This is a genomic window from Dialister histaminiformans, from assembly GCF_900103425.1.
Classification (GTDB): Bacteria; Bacillota; Negativicutes; order Veillonellales; family Dialisteraceae; genus Allisonella; species Allisonella histaminiformans.
In genome coordinates this window covers 1-20,713 of sequence record NZ_FMXA01000024.1, presented here as the reverse complement: position 1 = coordinate 20,713, position 20,713 = coordinate 1, and the positions used below count along the sequence as shown (strand labels likewise).

The 20,713-nt window shown below is 48.6% G+C and carries 17 protein-coding genes, 2 tRNA genes and 2 pseudogenes; 5 read left to right on the top strand and 16 right to left on the bottom strand.

Annotated features, from left to right (window positions below):
* Positions 1–309 precede the first annotated feature (309 nt).
* The 4 genes from BLQ79_RS07335 to BLQ79_RS07320 form a co-directional block, all read right to left on the bottom strand.
* A complete protein-coding gene (locus BLQ79_RS07335) occupies positions 310–1,926 on the bottom strand; it encodes a CTP synthase (protein ID WP_091365372.1) in 1,617 nt (538 codons plus the stop codon).
* Between the two features lie 12 nt (positions 1,927–1,938).
* Positions 1,939–3,603, bottom strand: a complete 1,665-nt coding sequence (gene argS, locus BLQ79_RS07330) for an arginine--tRNA ligase (RefSeq protein WP_091365370.1) — start codon at positions 3,601–3,603, stop codon at positions 1,939–1,941.
* Positions 3,569–4,042 (bottom strand): DUF1934 domain-containing protein, encoded by a 474-nt coding sequence (locus BLQ79_RS07325; RefSeq protein ID WP_159427881.1) that lies wholly within the window; start codon positions 4,040–4,042, stop codon positions 3,569–3,571. The genes argS and BLQ79_RS07325 overlap by 35 nt, the downstream gene beginning before the upstream one ends.
* Positions 4,043–4,439: 397 nt before the next feature.
* Positions 4,440–5,618, bottom strand: coding sequence for a hypothetical protein (locus BLQ79_RS07320; protein ID WP_091365366.1), 1,179 nt, complete (start codon positions 5,616–5,618; stop codon positions 4,440–4,442).
* A 216-nt stretch (positions 5,619–5,834) separates the two neighbouring features.
* Between BLQ79_RS07320 and BLQ79_RS07315 the strand changes: the two genes are divergently transcribed.
* Together BLQ79_RS07315 and BLQ79_RS07310 are read left to right on the top strand one after the other, a co-directional pair.
* Positions 5,835–6,842, top strand: coding sequence for a LysR family transcriptional regulator (locus BLQ79_RS07315; protein WP_091365365.1), 1,008 nt, complete (start codon positions 5,835–5,837; stop codon positions 6,840–6,842).
* Positions 6,839–7,264 carry a hypothetical protein gene (locus BLQ79_RS07310; protein ID WP_091365363.1) on the top strand — a complete coding sequence of 142 codons (426 nt, stop codon included), beginning with the start codon at positions 6,839–6,841 and terminating at the stop codon, positions 7,262–7,264. The genes BLQ79_RS07315 and BLQ79_RS07310 overlap by 4 nt, the downstream gene beginning before the upstream one ends.
* 474 nt (positions 7,265–7,738) lie before the next feature.
* Here BLQ79_RS07310 and BLQ79_RS07300 read toward each other — a convergent pair.
* The 6 genes and pseudogenes from BLQ79_RS07300 to BLQ79_RS07275 form a co-directional block, all read right to left on the bottom strand.
* Positions 7,739–7,813, bottom strand: a tRNA-Gln gene (locus BLQ79_RS07300).
* Between the two features lie 68 nt (positions 7,814–7,881).
* Positions 7,882–7,957: transfer RNA gene (locus BLQ79_RS07295), tRNA-His, on the bottom strand.
* Positions 7,958–8,112: 155 nt separating this feature from the next.
* A pseudogene (locus BLQ79_RS07290) lies at positions 8,113–8,418 on the bottom strand (ISLre2-like element ISDsu1 family transposase); the annotation flags it as partial.
* Positions 8,419–8,521: 103 nt separating this feature from the next.
* The gene (locus BLQ79_RS07285; RefSeq protein ID WP_268761834.1) at positions 8,522–9,661 is read right to left on the bottom strand and encodes an autotransporter outer membrane beta-barrel domain-containing protein; all 1,140 of its coding nucleotides are present in this window, start codon (positions 9,659–9,661) and stop codon (positions 8,522–8,524) included.
* A gap of 121 nt (positions 9,662–9,782) precedes the next feature.
* Complete coding sequence (locus BLQ79_RS07280; RefSeq protein WP_091365357.1) at positions 9,783–10,376, bottom strand: hypothetical protein; 594 nt, start codon at positions 10,374–10,376, stop codon at positions 9,783–9,785.
* Between the two features lie 126 nt (positions 10,377–10,502).
* A pseudogene (locus tag BLQ79_RS07275) lies at positions 10,503–10,865 on the bottom strand (UPF0236 family transposase-like protein); the annotation flags it as partial.
* A 372-nt stretch (positions 10,866–11,237) separates the two neighbouring features.
* On the opposite strand from BLQ79_RS07275, the gene BLQ79_RS07270 reads away from it, so the two are divergent.
* The 3 genes from BLQ79_RS07270 to BLQ79_RS07260 are packed head-to-tail and all read left to right on the top strand — an operon-like array spanning position 11,238 to position 13,639.
* Positions 11,238–12,806, top strand: a complete 1,569-nt coding sequence (locus tag BLQ79_RS07270; RefSeq protein WP_159427880.1) for a ClC family H(+)/Cl(-) exchange transporter — start codon at positions 11,238–11,240, stop codon at positions 12,804–12,806.
* Between the two features lie 16 nt (positions 12,807–12,822).
* Entirely contained in the window at positions 12,823–13,449 is a 627-nt protein-coding gene (locus BLQ79_RS07265) for a cyclodeaminase/cyclohydrolase family protein (protein ID WP_091365352.1), read from the top strand.
* 4 nt (positions 13,450–13,453) lie between these two features.
* A complete protein-coding gene (locus BLQ79_RS07260) occupies positions 13,454–13,639 on the top strand; it encodes a DpnD/PcfM family protein (RefSeq protein ID WP_091365350.1) in 186 nt (61 codons plus the stop codon).
* Between the two features lie 442 nt (positions 13,640–14,081).
* Here BLQ79_RS07260 and BLQ79_RS07255 read toward each other — a convergent pair whose 3' ends face one another.
* From BLQ79_RS07255 to BLQ79_RS07230, 6 genes are all read right to left on the bottom strand, one after another.
* Entirely contained in the window at positions 14,082–15,521 is a 1,440-nt protein-coding gene (locus tag BLQ79_RS07255; protein WP_091365348.1) for a class I adenylate-forming enzyme family protein, read from the bottom strand.
* A 51-nt stretch (positions 15,522–15,572) separates the two neighbouring features.
* The gene (locus tag BLQ79_RS07250; protein ID WP_091365346.1) at positions 15,573–16,529 is read right to left on the bottom strand and encodes a magnesium transporter CorA family protein; all 957 of its coding nucleotides are present in this window, start codon (positions 16,527–16,529) and stop codon (positions 15,573–15,575) included.
* A 98-nt stretch (positions 16,530–16,627) separates the two neighbouring features.
* Positions 16,628–17,788, bottom strand: coding sequence for a type II secretion system F family protein (locus tag BLQ79_RS07245; protein ID WP_091365344.1), 1,161 nt, complete (start codon positions 17,786–17,788; stop codon positions 16,628–16,630).
* 23 nt (positions 17,789–17,811) lie between these two features.
* The gene (locus BLQ79_RS08395; RefSeq protein ID WP_234944959.1) at positions 17,812–18,807 is read right to left on the bottom strand and encodes a type IV pilus twitching motility protein PilT; all 996 of its coding nucleotides are present in this window, start codon (positions 18,805–18,807) and stop codon (positions 17,812–17,814) included.
* Entirely contained in the window at positions 18,689–19,840 is a 1,152-nt protein-coding gene (locus BLQ79_RS07235; protein WP_091365340.1) for a GspE/PulE family protein, read from the bottom strand. The genes BLQ79_RS08395 and BLQ79_RS07235 overlap by 119 nt, the downstream gene beginning before the upstream one ends.
* A gap of 608 nt (positions 19,841–20,448) precedes the next feature.
* Positions 20,449–20,713: endonuclease domain-containing protein (locus BLQ79_RS07230; RefSeq protein WP_143270116.1), on the bottom strand; the 265-nt coding region annotated here is incomplete at its 5' end.

Genomic DNA, 20,713 nt, shown 5'->3' with positions numbered 1-20,713 from the left:
GTCGGTGCCTTAACTTCAATATGGCAGGTCGGTGTGCCTCCTGCAGAGGCACAGGGGGTGGATTCTGCGAATAGCCTCTTTTATAAAAAAGTGAGAAGCAACATATCCCATGGATTCACATACAGCATTCTACTATCCACCATCCGCCAGACGGATGGAAGAGAATATTCCACTTTCTCCGGGCAATTCCGCAGAAATTGCATGGTCTCTTGCAGCAGGCTTGCTGTTTTCAAAAGGGTCTTGACCACTGTTGTAGTCTTTGCGCAATAAAAAATGCAGCCATCGCTGCATTTTTTATTGTTCTTCTCATTATTTCTTCAGTGCTGCCTTAATCAGACCCATGAACAGTGGATGTGGTCTGGTTGGGCGGGACTTGAATTCCGGATGTGCCTGGGTAGCTTCGAAGTAAGGATGATCCTTAAGTTCGATAATTTCTACCAGACGGTTGTCCGGGCTGGTGCCGGAGAATACGAGGCCCTTTTCTTCCAGTTTCGCACGGAAGTCATTATTTACTTCGTATCTGTGGCGATGACGTTCGTAAATAATTTCATTGTTGTCATAGAGGCTGCGGGCAATGGAACCTTCCAGCAGTTTGCATGGGTAGGTGCCCAGACGCATGGTGCCGCCTTTTTCTGTAACATCTGCCTGATCAGCCATGAGGTCGATTACCGGGTACGGAGTATCTGGAACGAATTCGGTGGAGTTGGCATCCTTCATACCGCATACATCTCTGGCAAATTCAATAACAGCACACTGCATGCCGAGGCACAAGCCCAGGAATGGTACTTTATGTTCACGGGCATAGCGGACAGTGGCAATCTTGCCTTCTACCCCACGGGAGCCAAAGCCGCCCGGAATGACAATACCAGAAACGTCATCAAAGACTTCATCCAGGTTTACACCCGGTTTTTCCAGTTTTTCGGAGTCAATCCACTTAATCTTTACCTGTACACCGTTAGCGTATCCTGCATGGTGCAGAGATTCCACTACAGAGAGGTATGCATCGTGGAGGGCTACATACTTACCAACCAGGGCAATATTGATTTCCTTATCCGATGCATCGGTTTCCTTGATACGGTTAACCATAGCGGTCCATTCGTCCATATCGCAGTGACGGTCTTCCAGTCCCAGTTTTTCCAGAACAATGCGGTCCAGACCTTCTTCCTGGAGGAGGAGCGGCACTTCGTAAATGGTGCTGCAGGTTTCGTTGTTGATAACGGCTCTGGCATCTACGTCGCAGAACAGGGCAATCTTCTTCTTCATGTCATCGCTTACTGTCTTTTCTGTACGGCATACGATGATATCCGGCTGAATACCGATGGAACGAAGTTCCTTTACGCTGTGCTGTGTCGGCTTGGTCTTCAGTTCTCCAGCCGCATGGATGTATGGAATCAGAGTTACATGAATGTAGAGAACGTCGTTACGGTTCGGAACATCCTTCTTAACCTGACGGATAGCTTCCAGGAATGGCAGAGATTCGATATCGCCTACGGTACCGCCGATTTCGGTGATAACAATATCAGCATTGTCATTGCGGCCTACACGGAGAACACGTTCCTTGATTTCATTGGTAATGTGCGGAATAACCTGAATGGTGGATCCCAGGTATTCGCCTTTTCTTTCCTTATTGATTACGGACTGGTATACCTTGCCGGTGGTTACGTTGGATGCCTTGGACAGGTTCACATCGATGAAACGTTCGTAATGCCCCAAATCCAGATCGGTTTCAGCGCCGTCATCGGTAACAAAGACTTCACCATGCTGGTAAGGACTCATTGTGCCCGGGTCAATATTGATATATGGATCAAACTTCTGAATGGTCACCTTATATCCTCTGTTTTTCAGAAGACGGCCCAGGGATGCTGCGGTGATTCCTTTTCCCAGAGAAGAAACAACGCCGCCAGTTACGAAGATATATTTAGTCATGAATCCTCCTCATTACATATGTTCAGGTGCAGATACACCAAGAATACCAAGAGCATGAACAAGTACGTTCTGTACCGCTGTAATCAGTCCAAGACGGGCTACGGTCAGCTTTTCTTCCACGCCGAGAATACGGCACTTCTTGTAGAAGTGATGGAACAGGGTAGCCAGTTCGAATGCATAACGGGTTACACGCTGCGGAGCCTGTTCTCTGGCTGCCGATTCCAGCATGCCATGATAAGCTTCCAGCTTCTTGATAAGATCCATTTCACTTGGATCAGTCAGTACGGTGAAATCGGTATGTGCCCAGTCACCATAAACCACCTTGGCTTCCTGAGCCTGAGAGAACAGGCTGTGGATACGGGCATTGGCATACTGAATGTAATATACCGGGTTATCACTGGAGTGCTTCTTAGCCAGGTCGATATCAAATTCCATCTGGCTGTCCAGAGTACGGCTGCAGAAGAAATAACGGGTAGCATCTACGCCGACTTCATCCATAAGTTCTCTCATGGTGATAGCCGTACCGGTTCTCTTACTCATCTTAACCGGAACCCCGTCACGGAGCAGGGTAACCATCTGGAGGAGCAGAACCTGGAAATCATCCGGGTTGAATCCCTGGAGCTTAAGAGCAATCTTAAGACGGGCTATATATCCGTGGTGGTCAGCACCCCAGATATCGATAAGTTTCTTAGCCCCTCTCTTGAACTTATCCTTGTGGTAAGCAATATCAGAGCAGAAATAGGTCGGAACGCCATTGGAACGGATAACTACACGGTCCTTGTCGTCCCCTTCCTTAGTGGTGGCCATCCACCATGCGCCATCCTTTTCATAGAGGGCTCCGGATTTCTTCATCGGTTCCAGTGCTTCGTGTACCTTGTCCGGATACAGGGATTTTTCGCTGTACCAGGTATCAAAGGTTACGCGCAGGTCGCCAAGATCCTTCTTGATGACATTCAGCTTTTCCTTCAGGGCAATAACCTTGAAAGCAGCCAATCTGTCTTTTTCATCCATATCCAGATACTTGCGGCCATCCTTTTCCTTGATTGCCTTTGCCGTATCTACAATATCGAGACCATGATAGCCGTCTTCCGGAATTTCTGCATCCATCCCAAAGAGCTGGAGATAACGGGCATTTACGGATTCAGCCAGATGGTCGATCTGGTTGCCTGCATCGTTGATATAGTATTCAGTAGTAATGTTATAGCCGGCTGCGCGGTACAGGTTAGCCAGTGCGGAACCCCATGCAGCCCCGCGGGCATGACCGATGTGAAGCGGGCCAGTCGGGTTAGCGGATACATATTCCAGATTAATCAGGCCATTTCCCTTGTTCGGAAGATTGCCATAATCCTTACCTGCTGCCAAAATCTGACGCAGTTCACTGTATACCAGGTCATTGGTGAGGTAGAAATTGATAAATCCTGCCCCTGCGATTTCCATATGATCTACCAGGTCGGATTCAATATGTTTAACCAGTACTTCAGCAATCATTCTCGGAGCGCGATGTGCGGTTCTCGCCCACTGCATAGCGGCATTGGTGGAATAATCACCGAACTTCTTTTCCTTCGGTATTTCCAGACGCTGTACAGGAGCATATTCGCCTTCCGGCAATTCACCTGCTGCGATTGCGGCTTTTTGTGCTTCTTCAATGATTTGTTTCAGCTTTTCCCTGATTTCCATAAAAATCCGGATCCTCCCTTAGTTCTATACTAATTGTATTAAAATGATTAAACAGTCCTTTAACTGAAATATCGTAAGCTAACTTCAGCTGTCCCCGGCCTTCGTTCAGATTGACCAGCAATTCTCTGGTAGTCACCTCAATATTCAGTGTTCCCATAGGGGTCTCATAGGCAGATTGGGTGGTCTCTCCTCTTCGGTATTCCTGACGCTGAGAAACAGAACCCGTCCGTTCCAGAATGACCAGTTCCTCCGGGCAGGTAATCGTGGTAGTAACGCCCTCCATCCCCGCCTGGCCAGACTCCTCATACTGAATATACGGGACTCCCTCTCTGATTCCGCTGATTCCAGGTACCTGAAGGGAAATCTGTTCTTCCTTCCCCTCCTCATCCCGGGTCACCGTCTCTACACGGAGCAAGACATGTCTTATATTTTCTTTCATAAAAGCCTCTCTTCCGCGTAAAATCATACACTACATTATAACATATAAATATCGCTTATGGGAACGCAGATTCCTGCCTCTTATCGAAGAAAACAGGAGGTCTTTTCAGCCGTCAGATGAAAAAGAGAGGGGAGAAAATTAACAGGCATAGAGAAATACAGACATCCGACATAAAAAACTTTCAGTTTTTGTGTCTGATAGCCTGCACGCTGCAGGTGGTCTGCCTTTATACAAAAATACCATGTGCAACATCCACCCCTCGAAAGTCTCGATGAGGCTTTGGCTGACCTGCCTTTTGGATAGTAAGGCGCCGACCTGTTAAGCCTCTTCCGGCTTAGCACCGGCTCGCGAGCCTTTGGCTTGCACCAACCATAAGCTCCGCTCATCTTTATCCCTCTCATCTTCCCAGAATCCGGGCAATCCAGTTTTTCTTTTTTTCTTTACCTTTTACTGACGTTTTTCTTTTCGGTTCTACCTTCCGTTTTACCTTTCTCCTGGCTTTGTGGGAAGGAACGAACGGCCGGGTAGTGAAGGCTGGCACGCGCATCACCGGAGGTACAGGCGGCGTGAGATGACGCCGTATACCAAACGAGTCCTGTGGCGAGGAATTATCCCTCCTTTCACCTCGTCCTTCCGGCAGGCTAAAGGGAACTGACCGGTAGTGATACGCCTTAGACGATGCATCAGGAGTGTTCGCCTCAGAAATGTACCGGGTTCTGTCAAAATCAAAACCTCGAAGCCGTTCCACCAGAATACGGGCCATCACCTGCGGTGAGAAATAGGAGAATGGAAGCCTGGGGCCCATTCGGGCAATAGAGGACAGGAAATCCGTCTTCACCGCCATTTCTGACATCCCCAGCTCTTTTCTCAGCTGATTCATAAGCAGAATAATTCCCTTCTGCGTAGGAAACAGCTCTTCATAGGTTACCAGGCGGTTGCGGTTTTCCATACCGGACATATCCAGCAGGAATACCAGGTACAGCATAGTAAGCGCTGTGTGGTTCTCATCCTGACGCACGTAGAAATTACCCATAGTGAAATACAGATTTCTGAGCCTTGTCCACTCTCCGCCCATAGTAAATATTTCTATCTTCTGCTGAAAGGCGCGAAGCAGTATACTTTTGGCCGAACAGGGTTCCCTGCGTACCGCCAGAGTCCTCTGGGCTTCCCCGATTTCCCCTTCCGTCAGTCCATAATTTCCCCGGGCATTCAGTATGTAGGCCATGTGGGAATTCATTTCCCTACGGCCATCCATGGTCGCTATATACATTTTGGGTACCGCATGGGCATAGTCCGTTTCCGGTATGTTATCCACCACCCGGCGCACCAGCTGGGCATGCGAACCTTCCGGCGAATAGCCATAATGAGCCAGAAAATCAGCCAGTGCCTTATCCGGAAGCATATTCACCGTTTCCTGAGGCCGGGTATATCGTATCCATCCCTCTTCCAGAAGCAGTCGGATCCGCTGATTAGCATGCGGCCCCAGCACTTTTTCCTGATAAGCCGGCGCCTTTGTATGTACCGGTTTTCCATCAAAATAATCCAGGATAAGAATATCCCGTACCGAAAGACCCATAATCATCCCTTCATCACTTCGGGCAAAAGCCCTGATACAGAGCACAATTTTTCACTTTAAGTATAACATCATCCGGAGATTCAGAAAATACAGTCATTTTTCTCCTGTGTGCCAAAAGCCAGCTTAGTGATATAATCAAATATATTGCAAAAAGATTATATGATTTTTATAACAGGAATACCAAGGCTGTTACGGCCCGCCGTATAGAGGTATATTATGACACTTACCCAGTTGCGCTATATTATTGAAATTGTGCGCCGAGGTTCTATTTCCACGGCAGCCAAAGCTCTGTTCATCACCCAGCCCAGTCTGTCCAAATCCGTTACGGAACTGGAGAAGGAAATGGGCATCACCATATTCAGACGGACCAACCGAGGAGTTATCCTTTCTGAAGAAGGCGTCAAATTCCTTTCCTATGCCCGTCAGGTTGTGGAGCAGGCCGACCTGCTGGAACACCGTTATAAGGACAGTTCCGCCATCCATCACACCTTCTCCATTTCCTCCCAGCACTACGCTATCGTCGTAGCGGCCTTCGTGGCGCTGGTAAAAGAAGAAAATGCACCAGAATATGACTACTATATTCGAGAAGCCAAGACTTACGAAATCATCAATGACGTCCACCGCCAGAAGAGCAGTCTGGGTATCCTGTACGAAAGCTCGTTCAACCACGATGTGTTAAAGCGCATCCTTCACGACAACGACCTGGATTTTATTCCCCTGTTCACAGTAAAGCCCCACGTATTCCTCCGCCGGAACCATCCACTGGCTTCCCGGGACATCATTACCCTGGAAGACCTGGTACCCTATCCGCGTCTGGTGTATGACCAGGGCGAAGTCAACTCCTTCTATTTCACAGAAGAAGTGCACAGCACGGAAGAAAGCAGTAAGAACATCACGGTTACTGACCGCGGCACCATTTTCAACCTCATGGTGGGTCTGGACGGCTACACCATTTCCTCAGGGATTATGACCGATGACTTCAGTGGCAAGGAAATTGTCTCCATCCCTCTTAAGAGCGATGAACACATGACCCTTGGCGCCATTAAACCAAAAGGCATGGAGCTCACCCCTCTGGCAGAACGTTTCCTTTACCACATGAAGAGCAAGTACCGCGCCGGAAACAATACTGACGCTGTCCCTTCCTCCCCTTTTGCCAGCGAATCCAAACCGGCTGAAGACATTAAGGAAACAGAAAAATCTCCTCTGGCAGGTGATGCCCAGTGAAAAGGATACTGACAATTCTTTTGCTCCTCATAGCCTGGGCCCTTCCTGCTCACGCATTCTTTGCTGACAGCAACAGCGACCGATTCCCGGTAATCCAGGAAGAAGAGCAGCAGACCACTTATCTGGATATGGATTCCATCAAAAAAGGAAAAGGCGTTCATGCCCTTACCTTCGCCATCCTCACTCAGGATAAGGCGGCAAACACCGGAATCTTCACCCAGATTACGGTTCACTACGCTCCCCTGATTCACCAGGCCGCCTATACCATAGACTCCCTTACCACCGTGGATGAAAATGGAAAAACTATAAAGAAAGAAAAGATGAAAGGTGATGCCGCACAGGAACAACCAGTGGTGGAAGATACCAATATGTATGATCTGGCACAGGCGGTGTATTTGTATGTAATGGGGACCACTTACTAATTTCGGGAGGTCTTCCGTTCTGATCTATATCCGTTCCTTACCAGAACAAACGCCTGCCGCGAAATCATCGGTCGGTCCAGGCGCAAATTTTGATTCATGGCAAAAAATCTTTCCTGAACGTACCGCCGCATATAGTCCAGAAAGAAATTTTTCACCCTTAACAACCTCTGCATCCCGGCCTTCCTCGAAATTATAGATTATGAGCTCCTCCCTGCGATTGGCCTCTCCCAACCCCAATATTATCCTTGTGCGTACTTATTACTTATATGTACAGCCCGTAAAGAAATCATTTAATTCCGCTTCAGGGCCGGCTGAAAGGCCACAAATATAAGTTGGCTGTCGGTGTGAATCTATGGAGATTCACAAGTCGGCAAGCCTGCGGCTCGGGACGATGCAGGGCCCTTTACGCTATCTTTTACCACTTCAAAAATGTACAAAAAAAGCACATGCTCTTTGCATGTGCTTTTGCTCTTCTGGCAGGGGTAGACGGAATCGGACCGTCGCATAACGGAGTCAAAGTCCGTTGCCTTACCACTTGGCTATACCCCCATACGGTGGTTTTCCACCATCTGTATATGCACGGGACATCTCTCTTTCCCGTTTTTGGGTAAAAAAAATGGGGCGAGTGGTGGGGCTCGAACCCACGCATAACGGAGCCACAATCCGCCGTGTTAGCCTCTTCACCACACCCGCCACATTGGCCTATGGCATCGCTGCCATATGACAGAAATTATGATAGCATATTCTTGTCCAGGTGTCAACAGCTGTATTTTGCCTGGTAAGTGTAAAGTTTTCCTCGGTAATTCATTTGACTGTCGATAATTACTATCTCCGTGGGTTCGGTTTAATCAGTATTTCTGTATCGCTCTGGCAAGTCTTCCTATGGGGGAAGAAGACGCTCCATAAACGCCTATACGCCCTTCCAGACATCCTGACCTATAGTTTCTCATTCTGTGCTCTGCCTGCACCACGGCTTTGTGCATGGCTCTATCCATCTTTTTGTAGCCCTTCCCATTAGCATGGTACAAGAGGGCTTGCGTAAGCGTCTTATTCTTCCGGGCAGTCAGTACCCAGACCATGTACTCCATTTCTTCACTGGACCAGTTCCGCCCCTGCTGTTTCATGCGATAGCTGTAGAACCGGTGATTCATTTCTTTTGCGTAAAAAAATACGCAAAAGACGTGAAAATCCGTTACGCATTTTTCTTCACTATTTATTAAATGATATTGTAGATATTAAAGGCCAGTTTACATCAGCTTAGAACGTCCAGAACATACCGGCATTCCACTGCCAGTCCTTACGCAAGCTGCCTCCGGTAGAACGCTCTACGTCCGCATACAGGTGGTTGTTCTTGCCGATCATGCAGGCAAATCCCAAGCCGTATTCAAACCAGGTGTCATGGTCATGGTTATCAATACGCAGGCTGTCATTGCCGTTAGTCAAGGTTACACCGTAATTACCGGCAAATTGATGCAGCCAGTTGGCCTTCAGGTAGACAGTATTCTTTTTGTCCATATCATACATAAAGTTGCAGCCGATACGTCCCAAAACGCTGTTGAGATCGCTTTGGCTTACGTGGATGCCATTGCTGGTGGTATATCTTGCACCGCCCAAATAACCCAAGGTCAGCTGTGCCTGCGATTCAATAGACCAATGCTCGTCAAGATATTTCTTGCGACCATATTCCGCACTCAGGCTGATACCCGTGTTGTCAAAAGCACAGGTAATCTTCTTGCCTTCGGAATCAAACACAGTAAAGTCGCTGTCTGCATCATAAATCTTAAGCGCCAAGTCCAGATAATGGCCTTTGTTGCGCAGGTCCGTGCTGTAGAAGCCGATAGATTTGGCTTTCAGCTTGCCACTGCCGCGGTTGAAGCTGTTCTTGCCGTCATCGTAGGAGAAGGCTACGCCCTGATAACGTTTCAGCTTATCAGTATTTTTTACAACATCGTCATAGCCAAGCTGGTACATGGTGTGACGGTTGCTGAAGCCATCGCCGCTGTATTTGCCACCTTTGACGCACACCCAAACGCCTTCCTCATTATTGGTTTCGTGGCGCAGGTCGCCCATGCGCTGCATAAGCTTGTCGTCCTCCACCCAGTTGGCAAAAGCCAGTCTTTGGGTTGCATCTACTGCATCTACGCTGGTGGTCGGTTTAGAAGGGATGAATTCTACTTTTTTCAAGTACCAATCCTTAGTGTAACCATCAGTAGCGCTGTCTTGCATATCTAAAGTGTACTTATTCCAATACAAGGATCCTTCCTTATCGTTGGCAAAGAAGTTGCCCTGCTCGTCCTTTACACTTACAAGAACCGTACCGGCAGCGCCGTCAGTATTGCCATCTGCATTAACGTTGTTGAGCGTAATGTAATGGTTGCCGGTGTGGGTGCCTGCGATGTACAGAACGCGAAGGATTCAGGTTTGTGGTGCGGGTTGATGGTGCGGTACATTTCATTTTTTCGCAACAATCACCACCAAAAAAGCAGGAAGAAACTTTATTTCCTCCTGCTTTTTCCATTTACTTCAGAATAAAATTCTCTGGTGTCAATTTCTTTGTAAAGTAGGTATTACAACATTTGTTAAAAGCACGTTCCATGCTAGAGCTGCCAGCTGCGTTTTCCTTGACCGACTGCTGCCCGAAATACACATACTGGTCACGATCGGCGGAATAAACAATCGTTGTAAAAAGCATAGTTACTTCATATTTATCACCCGTCCAAGAAATCCATGCAGTTTTTACTTTTTCGTCAGTAATTCTAGCATTGCAGAATACCACATAATTTACGCCAAGCTGATTAGCAAACGCCTGCATGTCCCCTTTTTTAGGCAAGAATCCAACGCTAGTCTTATTATCGTCAGGAACAACTCCATTTTCAATCATGTACTGTTGCATCATAATCTGTGCATCTACGGAATTTGCAAACTGGAACTGATAGTTTTTCAGAGCCCCCTGTAAGCCTTCATTCAGTTTCTTTTCTGCCGCAGAAACATCACTTACCGCATTGGGATTTACCCACACCAATGTCGCCGCAGTTTCTCCTGCAGCGTAAGAAGTCACTGTACCATACAATGCAAGCATCAACATACATAAAAGTAGCCATACCTTTTTCATGATTTTACCCCCTCTAAAAGTAAATTCTGAACAAAGAAGCAGAGATTGCGGCTTAATCTTATCTCAGCTCCTATAACCTTATTCTTAATATAACATACCCATCTTTTGGCGTTCAAGCCCCTATTACTCGACAATCTGTTCAATCATTCCCAGGCTGTAGTGCTTTCTGAACTCAAAGCCCATTTTGCAGTCCAGGGGATAGAAGCTCTTCCCTTCTTTCTGCAGAAGTCTTCGGGTATAGGTCAGCTCTCCATAGCGGCAGCAAATTGTCCTGGAGCCTCGGCGTGCCACACGCCACCCCTGTACTTTGTAAATCTGATACAGCTCAGTGTCAATACGCGCCAGAGCCATAGCTATAAGCTGACAGTTCATTTCAGTGAGCCAATGAGTTAGCTTCCTTTCAGCCTCGATAGAGTCATCAGATTCCTTACTGAGAGAAATGACTGCACCAATTGCATTTCCACTCAAAGGGAGGCTTTCCTCTTTTATTGTTTCTGGAAAAATTTCCCTACCGAGTAAAATTTCACACTATGTTTTGCCTGACAGAATTGGGGGGGATATAGGATAAAACGTGTTGTTCCATAATTAAATAATAATCTTCAATCAAGGTCCGCAAACCTTTGATTTCCTTCAGACTAAAAAGACAGGTGGGAGGTAAGAGGCAGGCAGATTGGCTTCGCGCATCTGCCTCTTACCTCCAGCCTATGCGCCCTGGCTCATACCGACCTGCGAATCTTCTGATTCTCACAGACAGCAAACAACGTTTGCATCCTTCCCCCCTTACTTCCTTATGGGTTCTATATTATAATAAAATGATATTAAGAACTATACTATAATATGACTACATGCGAAGGAGTATATATGAATCAACTGCATGCGCTAGCCGATACGCTTCAGGATTTATCCCGTTGGAATGCGTTCCGGTTGCGCTTATTTTTTGAAGGTATTGTTGTAGGTATTGCCGGAGGCTTTACCATCGGTTCCTTTATCTGGGCATTGGATGAGTCATCGGAAATCCGGAGACATATTTTTTCCACATATATTGAACCAGCCCTATCTAATGGCGATGTCATTCCATTCTGTGCATGGCTCATCTTTGCAGTATTCCTGGCATATATTGTGTATCGCCTGTGTATCCATGAGACCTTGGCCATGGGTGGAGGCATTCCTCAGGTAAAAGGGGAACTTCTGGGATATTTTCATATGCGATGGATTCCGGTCCTCTACGTCAAGTTTTCTGCCGTGGTACTCGGTATTCTGGGCGGTCTCTCCATTGGCAGGGAAGCACCATCCGTACAGATTGGGGCGGCCGTGGCCAAGGGTATCAGCCGGATACTTAAACGCGTACCGCTGGAAGAAAAATATCTTATCACCAGTGGTTCCAGTGCCGGGCTGGCTGCCGCATTCAGTGCCCCCCTGGCCGGCACGGTATTCGCACTGGAAGAAATGAATCAGAGTTTCTCCTCTGCTCTTCTTCTTCCCTCCATGGCTTCTGCCGTATCTGCCACTATAGTGACCAGATATGTATTCGGACAGGAAGGCATTTTCATCTTCCCGTCTATGCCGGCCACCACCCATTTGCTGATTCTCCCACTGATTCTGGCAGGAGCCATCTGCGGACCTCTGGGCGTCTTTTATAATTACGGCCTTACCCATGTAGGCCGCTTCTATAACGCCATCCATCTGAAAGGCGTATTTCCCCGCCTGATTTTCGCCTTTATCCTGGGGGCCTTTGTCTGTCTGGCTCTTCCTGAGATCACGGAAGGCGGCGATGGCCTGGTCAATTCTATCGTAGGAAAACACCCCACGCTGTCCATGCTCCTTATCCTGTGTGCAGGAAAGTACCTGTTTACCGTACTGTCTACAGGAAGCGGTATCCCTGGCGGGTTCCTGGTGCCGATGTTCTCTATCGGTGCCCTGGTGGGAGCCATTGAGTCCAATATCTTTATTTCCCTGGGCATCATTGATCCCATGTACGGTACAAATATCATCACGGCAGCCATGGCCGCCTTTGTTACCGCCAGCATGCGTTCCCCCATTACATCGGTACTCCTGATTCTGGAACTGACCGGAGACTTTTCCCACCTCACTGCCCTGGTTCTGACAGCGGCCATTGCCTATGTTACCAGCGCCCTGGTGGATGGCAAGCCGATTTACGGTCAGCTGCTGGCCATTTCCCTTAAGAACAGGAAGCAGTCGGCAAAAGAAACACGCACCATACTGGAAATTCCTATATGTTCCGGTTCTTATCTGTCTGGCAAAAAAATCGAGGACATTCACTGGCCGGCATGCTGCACGCTCATCGATGTACGGCAAAATGATCAGGCTCACATTCCTCAGCCGGATCTGGTTCTTAAACCTGGCATGCATCTTTACGTTTATGCCCTTCCTAAAGATGGCACAAAACTTCTACATTTAGGGCGTAGTTAATTACGAGGTATCCATTATGACGGAAACTATCTGGCATCAGCAAACTATCGATTCCTACCTTCAGGCTCTGGGCGAAGCCAACACTGACCCGGCAGGCGGTGCCCAGGCGGCTCTTCTGGGGGCGCAGGCCTGCGCCATGGCTTCCATGGTCGTTCGGTTCACTTTATCCAACAAAAAATATGCTCCGCTTCATGAACGGGCCCGGGTATGGCTGGATGGCCTCGCCGCATCACAGAAAACTCTGCTTAATCTGATGCAGGAAGATGTACGTGCCCTGAACGCTATGTCCCACACCTGGAGCATCCCAAAAGATGATCCCACACGTCCGGCCAAAATCCAGGAAGCCCTTATACGGGGTGCCGAAGTGCCGCGTCAGATGGCTGAAGCTATTATCACCGTCATCCCTATCTTTGAAGAACTCATGCAGAGCGGAAATCAGAATCTGCTCTCTGACTCCATGATGGCCGCTGACATGGCCGCCTCCTCCGCTTCCTGCGCGCTCTATAATATTAAAATCAACTCCAAATATATGAAGAACGAACAAATGAAAAAAGCGTTCAACTCCCTGGCCGGAGACTGGATGAAACAGGTTGACTCCCTGCGCCATTTCATTGCCCACATTGTAAGAGAAAGACTGGAATGATTTCATGAAAACCTTTTATATAGAAATCACCGAAACCCGGAAGACCGTGGTTCCCGTAGAAGCAGAAACAGAAAAGGAAGCTGTCCTCAAAACCCTGGCCCGATACAAAAAAGGAGAAATCACCCTGGATAAAACCGCACCCGGTCCATTCACCATGGAAGCGGTAAAAAAAGACGGGGTTGAGAATTGAGAAAGGCTATAGGTAACATCAAAAGACAGGTTGGAGGTAAGAGGCAGGAGGCTTGCTGTCTCGAATCCCATAGAGCTTTGGCGACCCGAAAATGGCGTCGCCTTTTTTGCTGACAGCAAACAACGTTTGTGGCTTTTATTATCTTCCAAGAGGAAAACGTACTGCATGCTTTCCTTTCGTACAACTTTTAGCTACTTACCTTTATACAAGACATAACAAAACGAGATTTCCCATAAAAACGGGAAATCTCGTTTATGTTATATAGAAGCTATTCGCAGAATCCACCTGCAGATAAGCCAAGTGAATCTGCCTCTCTAACCTCTTATCTCTTACCTGTCTTTTCCTATCCTTTGGTTTTATCTGAAGAAAATCCAGTAGCTTTTCTATCTCATGTCTGACTATCTGCCAGTCGGTTAATAAAGCGCCTTCGAGCTTTATTGACTCACTTCCTCAATGCTCTTTTCAGAATCTTGCCTGTGGAGTTCTTGGGCAGTTCGTCCATAGGGATGAACCGTCTTGGTACCTTGTACGCTGCCAGGTTTTTCAGCAGGTAGTGACGGATAGAATCTTCATCGAATGGGCATCCATCTTTCATGACAATGTAGGCCCATACCGCCTGACCGCGAAGAGGATCGGAGTGGCCAACTACAGCGCATTCGGAAATTTCCGGAATTTCGTAGAGGCAGTCTTCCACTTCGCCGGGATAGATGTTTTCCCCGTTTACGATAATGAGATCCTTTATTCTATCTACGATGTAAATATATCCATCCTTATCCATGTACACCAGATCACCGGTATGGAGCCAGCCGTCCGGAGTGATGACTTTAGCGGTTTCTTCTTCCTTATGCCAGTACCCCTTCATGACATTGTCACCGCGTACCATGAGTTCCCCTACTTCGCCCGGCTTGTACGGCCCTCCGCTCTTTGTACATACTTTTACTTCTACGTCCGAAATGGCCGGACCTACGGTGAGGTACTTCGGCGGCTGATCCGGATGCATAACGCTTACTACCGGAGAAGCTTCCGTGAGGCCATAGCCTTCCAGTACTGGATGTCCGTATTTTTCATAGAATCCCTGAGAAACCGGCTGAGGAATCGGCGCACCGCCGGAAATGAACATGCGCACGGAATCCATGGCCGAAGTATCTCCCCGGCGCACGAGAAGATGATACATAGGCGGAACCATGGCTGCTACAGTAATCTTGTACTTCTCAATAGTATGAATCATTTCCTTTGGATTCTTGCTGTTCAGAACGACCACAGAAGCTCCCACATAGAGAGGCGCCATGGCGGAAACGGTCCAGCCGTAGCAATGGAACATAGGAAGTACGCAGAGGCAGATATCCCGATCATTAAACTGCACTACGTCATTGAACTGCTGAATATTGCGGACAATATTCTTGTGGGAAAGCATAGCCCCCTTCGGGCTTCCGGTGGTTCCGGAGGTATATACAAGGCTGCACACATCGTCCTCTGTAATGCCTTCCGGGAAGGCCGGTGCTTCCCCTGCCTTGCCAAATCGGGACAGATCATCCAGCTTGTCGAGTCCCATGACCGGGCAGACCGCTTTCATGGGACGATCGGTAAGCAGGAGGGAAATTCCCGCATCCTTTACAATATAGTCCACTTCTCTTTCCACCAGGGAGAAATTGACAGGAACCACAATGGCCCCCAGGCTGACTATAGCCATATAGGCAAGCACAAACTGGATACAGTTGCCTGAGTAAATGGCCACCCTGTCTCCCTGACGAATGCCCTTCTTATACAGCACATTGCGATACCGGGAAATCTGCTGATCCATTTCGCCGTATGTAAGCGTACGATTTCCTACCAGCGCAATATGATCCGGATTGGCATTCTTATAAATTTCAAAAATAAACATGGGTTCCTCCATATATTTCATAAAAAAACACCTGCCGGGCAGGTATTTTTATCAGAGCATATCCTTTTTCCAAAGATAAAAAGTAACAAGTCCCGTAAGCGCCAGACCACCTAAAAGCAGGGCCCAGAATCCATAGGGAGTATTTTCCATGGGCATGGGCACATTGGCTCCCCATAAACTGTAAAGTACGGTGGGTACTGCCAGAATAATGGTTACGGAAGTCAGGAACTTCATAATCTGCGACAGGCTGTTGGAAATAATAGAGGAATAGGAATCCATCATGGAGATAAGAATGTTGGAATATACACCGCACATTTCCAGTGCCTGCTTATTTTCAATAATCACATCTTCCAGCAGATCTTCATCTTCCTCATACATCTTCAAAAGCGACGGCGAAGACAGGGAATTATTGCGCAGCCGCATGAGACGTTCCATCACGCTTTCATTGGCATGCAGCGCAAAGTTGAAGTAGGTCAGAGACTTCTGCAGTTCCAGCATGCGGAAAATTTCCTTATTCTGCAGGGACTTACGCACCCTTATGCCGATAACATCCGTCTGCCGGTAAATTTCCTGCAGGTAATGAAGGAAGGAAGAAGAAGCTGAGGACAGAATCTGAAACAGAAATCTTGTCTTTTTATATGTCTGGAAAGAGTATCTCTTATTAGCGAGAAATGAGGAAACAACTGCATTTTCTTCCAGGCACACCGTTACGAAGTACATGCGGGTAATAAAGATACCCAGAGGCAGTGCATCGTAAGAGTCTTCACATAAGAGGACCGGCGTATTGACTACGACAAAAATGTATTCATCTTCCAGTTCTACATGGGAACGTTCTTCACGGTCCAGTACAGTCTGCAGGGAATTGACAGGGATACCCGTTAATTTATGAATGTGTATAAGTTCCTCCTCCGTAGGTGCAGAGCAGTTGATCCACGAACCCTTTTCCGCAGAGTCAATGTCTACAGGAACTAATTCATGATTGGCATTGTGCTTGTACGCATTCAACATGTTGGGTTCTTCCCCCTTTTCTCTTGTTTCTTTCTGGTTATTTCATTCTTTAACTATAAGACGGAAACAAGCTATGTGTCAAGCCAGCCGATAGGCCATTACAGGCCTCCCACTGCCAGAAGAGGCGACAGCACAGAAAGCATGGTGAATGCCGTGACACCACCGGACAGGAGAAGCAGAACCGGGGAGGCCATAGCCTGCATGCGGCGCACTCTTTCCTGCCTCTCCCGGTCAAGAAAAGAACCGCTCCGTTCCAGGAATTCAGGCAGCTGCCCGCTTTCCATTCCGGTAGATACCATCTGCACCACTACAGGAAAACCAAAGGGAGAGGCATCCAGCCGTTCAGCAAATGATTCTCCATTCTCCACTTCCTTTGCCAGATGCTCCATTTTTCTTTCTGCAGCATCATTCCCCATAACCGCTGCCGAAAGGCGTATAGCCAGAGGAAGGGGCATACCGCCCTGAACCAGATGAGACAGGGCGTGGCACCACCTGGCCGTATATACCTTCCGCAGAAACAACAGGGAAAAGAGATGCTTTTCCTTCCACAGCCTGCCTTTCTCACTCCGCCAGATGCAGGTAAGCAGAAAAGCAAGAGCGGCTGCTCCTCCTGCCAGCACCGGCCAATGTGCCACCACCCAGGTGCCCAGAGCGAGCAGATACCGGGTAGAAGAAGGCAAAGGGATAGACAACGACGAAAAGAGTGCAGCAAATGACGGCAGGATATACGCTACCGCTGCCACAAAGAAGCACAGCGCTGCCAGGAGAACTATGAGCGGATAACTGACTATTTCCTTCCATTTCCTCCGCTCTTCTTCCTGCCTCTGCAGCCACGAAGCCAGTACATCCAGCTCGTCAGCCAGCCGTCCGCTTTCCTCCCCCGTATGGATTAAGGCAATAGCCAGTGGAGAAAAGCTCCCCTCCTCTTCCATAGCCTCTGACAGGGTCAGTCCGGACAGTACGGCCTCTTCCAGAAAGCGACACATCACTTGGCGTCTCTTTCCTCCATGCCGGGCCAGCAGACGAAAGACTTCATCCATAGGAAGACCCGCCGACAACAGGGCCGACCACTCCTGAAAAAGCAGTATCTGTTCCCGCCGCCTCCCGTTTTTCCTCGCTACCTTCCTTGCCTCCTCTATATGTACAGGCAAAAGCCCCTGCCGTCGAAGACACTCCGCTGCCTCCACCCGGCTTGCTGCTGAAATCTTTCCTTTACACATCCCCTGCTTTCCATACGCTTTATACGCATAGTGTCCCATAGGTTATCCCCCTTACCGAACGATTACTGTACAACGGCCAGGAGCTCATTTTGTTCCTCTTCCGGCCACAGCCTCGACAGGTTAAGTGCCCTCTTATCCATAGGCGCCATAACTCCATCGCTCTGATGCATATACGAACGGATCTGTTCATACTTTCCATCCCGTACCAGATGAGAAATGGCAGATGTCACCATAAGTATTTCCCGGACAGCCACTGTCTCCTCCTGCCGGTGAAACAGAACCTGCGAGGATACCGAGCGAAGCACAGAGGACAGAATAGTCCGTATCTCCATCTGCTCCCCTTCCGGAAAAGCATGAACCATGCGGGCCACTGCCTCCCAGCACCGCCGACTGTGCAAAGTGGCCAGCACCAGATGCCCGGTCTCTGCGGCCATAAGCGCTGACCGCACCGTTTCCCGGTCCCTGAGTTCTCCGATGACCAGCACATCCGGATCCTCACGGAGCGACTCCCGTATACCCTGAGGAAATGTGGAAAAATCAGTCATTTTTTCCCGCTGATGCACCATAGCGCATAGAGAGGGAATAATATACTCCACCGGATCTTCCAGCGTAAGGATATGCACAGGGCGCCTTTTACTGATTTCCAGCTCCATACGCGCCAGAAGCGTCGTTTTCCCGGAACCGGTAGGCCCGGTGACCAGCACCAGCCCGTTTGGCAGAGACGCCATATCCTGAATCCATTCGCTGTCTCCATCTTCCGGAAGGTCAGCCAGCGAAGGAAGTATCCGGATGGAGGCTGCCCTATGGCCTCTTACCCGGTACAGGTGAAGACGAAGCCGCTGTTTCCCTTCTGAACACGCCCGGTCCAGTGCCTCATGCCCTGATAAAATTCCCTGCTGCAGATCCGGCACATACGGAGCAAGAAAGGCATAGAATGTCTCAGTGTCCATCTTTTCCGTAATACGCTCCAGACGTCCTTCTCTCCGTATCTGTACCGCTTCCCCCTCCATCACATGGATATCCGTCATCTTCGGATACTTTTCCAACAACCTGGCAATCGACAGCATACTGATTCCTCCCCTTCATAATCCCCTGCCGGCGCATAGACAGCACATCCCCCATATCCGGCTGTCCCTGCCTTTTCATCCCACTGGCCAGTGATTTCCAGTCCTGGTCATGAATAGCCCTCCGCTCGGCCTCCTCAATGGAAAGCATTTCAAAAATCCCTGTCCGCCCATTTACCGCCGGTACCAGGCGCTGGGAAATCACCAGGCAAAGACAGGCGGCCAGCAAATAGGACGGCACACCCATATCTACCAGACGAAGCGGCGCCTCTGCCGCATTTCCTGTATGGAGCGTTGACAGCACCAGATGACCGCTCAATGCGGCATGCACGGCAATGTGCGCTGTTTCCTCATCCCGTATCTCGCCTACCATGATGATATCCGGATCCTGACGCATAAGCGCACGGAGCCCGCGGGCAAAGGTGAGTCCAGCCTTCTCGTTTACTTCCATCTGCACTACCCCATCCATGTGATACTCCACCGGATCCTCGATGGAAAAGGCGCTGATTTTCCCGGACGTAAGACGACGCATGGCTGCATACATAGTGGACGTCTTCCCGGAACCGGTAGGTCCTGTAACCAGTATCAGGCCATGATGTGCTTTCAGCTTACGGATAAACAGATCCTTCTGACAGGGCAACATGCCAAGGTGCATGCCATCCACAAATGGCAGATGCGGCGGCAGCACACGCATAACCGCCGCTTCCCCGTAAAGGGATGGAATCACCGAGAAGCGAAAACTTACCTCTTCACCGGCCACCCGGCGTCGGCAGCTCCCATCCTGCGGTATACGGTTCTCTTCCAGATGCATATGGGCCATCACCTTGAAACAGTTAATAAGCGACGAAAATCGGCGACCGCTGAGGTACCCAAGATTTTCCATCACCCCATGACGCCTCAGGCGGATGCGCCCACCCTCTGCCAGCGGCTCTGCATGCACATCACTGGCCTTCCTCTCTACAGCCAGTTCACACAGCCTGTCCACCATCCCCTGGGCAGACACACCAGAAAACAATTCCCCTTCCATAGATTCCCCTCCCCATCAGTTTTTCTTATAACTATTATTTATAATCATATCATAAAAGGCAGGTGATAGGTGAGAAGGAGGTAAGAGGCAGGCGGATTCACGTCGTTTATCCGCAAATGGATATGGGGGTTCACAAGTTGACAAAGCTCAATGGGCTTCTGGACAGCAAGAAAACTGAACGGATTCTCGGGGCGGTGCAATCCGTTCAGTTGGCAGGAGTGAAAAGGAAAGCATGCAAATGTTCTGCGATTTTTTAGTCTGAAAGGAGGCCCCACAGGCTTCCGGTCGGTTGTCTGAATCATCTGATTGTCTGCAGACGGCTACAGTGGTTTGTCTGATGGAAAGTTAATTCTTGTATATTGGCGCGAAGGAAAGCATGCAAAACGTTTCCCTCTCTGGAGAGAGAGGGTAAAGGTCGCAAACTTTATCTTCTGTCGGCAAATTCCTATGGGATTCGGGACGGTGTGAAGCGGAATGTTTTCTTCTTGCAAAGCGTAAGAATGCAAAAGCTGATTAACGGAAGCATGCAGCACGTTTTCCTCTCTGGAGAGAGAGGAGGGCCATCGTAGATGGCGGAGAGTTGATTCCTGTATGTGCATCGTAAGGAATTATAGGTAAAGCTCCTGACTCTGGCTGCTCCTAAGTTCTTTCAACCTCTGCTTAACCACATAATCAATGTACTCACATACCCCTGACAGGTTCGTTAATATCTCTTTATTCATAAATCGTAATACAAGAATACCAAATTGTTTCATAAAAACCGTTCTTCGGTAATCATGAGCTGCCCCATCTTTCATAAAATGCTGCGAATCATCAATTTCTATAACCAGTTTAGCTTTTCTACAATAAAAATCCGCAATATATCTTCCAATA

Excerpts from the sequence above, each read along its gene's own strand:
- BLQ79_RS07315 (WP_091365365.1), top strand. The coding sequence starts at position 5,835 with ATGACACTTACCCAGTTGCGCTATATTATTGAAATTGTGCGCCGAGGT.
- BLQ79_RS07320 (WP_091365366.1), bottom strand. The coding sequence starts at position 5,618 with ATGGGTCTTTCGGTACGGGATATTCTTATCCTGGATTATTTTGATGGA.
- BLQ79_RS07250 (WP_091365346.1), bottom strand. The coding sequence starts at position 16,529 with ATGTTGAATGCGTACAAGCACAATGCCAATCATGAATTAGTTCCTGTA.
- BLQ79_RS07245 (WP_091365344.1), bottom strand. The coding sequence starts at position 17,788 with ATGGGACACTATGCGTATAAAGCGTATGGAAAGCAGGGGATGTGTAAA.
- BLQ79_RS07255 (WP_091365348.1), bottom strand. The coding sequence starts at position 15,521 with ATGTTTATTTTTGAAATTTATAAGAATGCCAATCCGGATCATATTGCG.
- BLQ79_RS07335 (WP_091365372.1), bottom strand. The coding sequence starts at position 1,926 with ATGACTAAATATATCTTCGTAACTGGCGGCGTTGTTTCTTCTCTGGGA.
- BLQ79_RS07325 (WP_159427881.1), bottom strand. The coding sequence starts at position 4,042 with ATGAAAGAAAATATAAGACATGTCTTGCTCCGTGTAGAGACGGTGACC.
- BLQ79_RS07265 (WP_091365352.1), top strand. The coding sequence starts at position 12,823 with ATGACGGAAACTATCTGGCATCAGCAAACTATCGATTCCTACCTTCAG.
- BLQ79_RS07235 (WP_091365340.1), bottom strand. The coding sequence starts at position 19,840 with ATGGAAGGGGAATTGTTTTCTGGTGTGTCTGCCCAGGGGATGGTGGAC.
- BLQ79_RS07270 (WP_159427880.1), top strand. The coding sequence starts at position 11,238 with ATGAATCAACTGCATGCGCTAGCCGATACGCTTCAGGATTTATCCCGT.
- BLQ79_RS07280 (WP_091365357.1), bottom strand. The coding sequence starts at position 10,376 with ATGAAAAAGGTATGGCTACTTTTATGTATGTTGATGCTTGCATTGTAT.
- argS (WP_091365370.1), bottom strand. The coding sequence starts at position 3,603 with ATGGAAATCAGGGAAAAGCTGAAACAAATCATTGAAGAAGCACAAAAA.
- BLQ79_RS07260 (WP_091365350.1), top strand. The coding sequence starts at position 13,454 with ATGAAAACCTTTTATATAGAAATCACCGAAACCCGGAAGACCGTGGTT.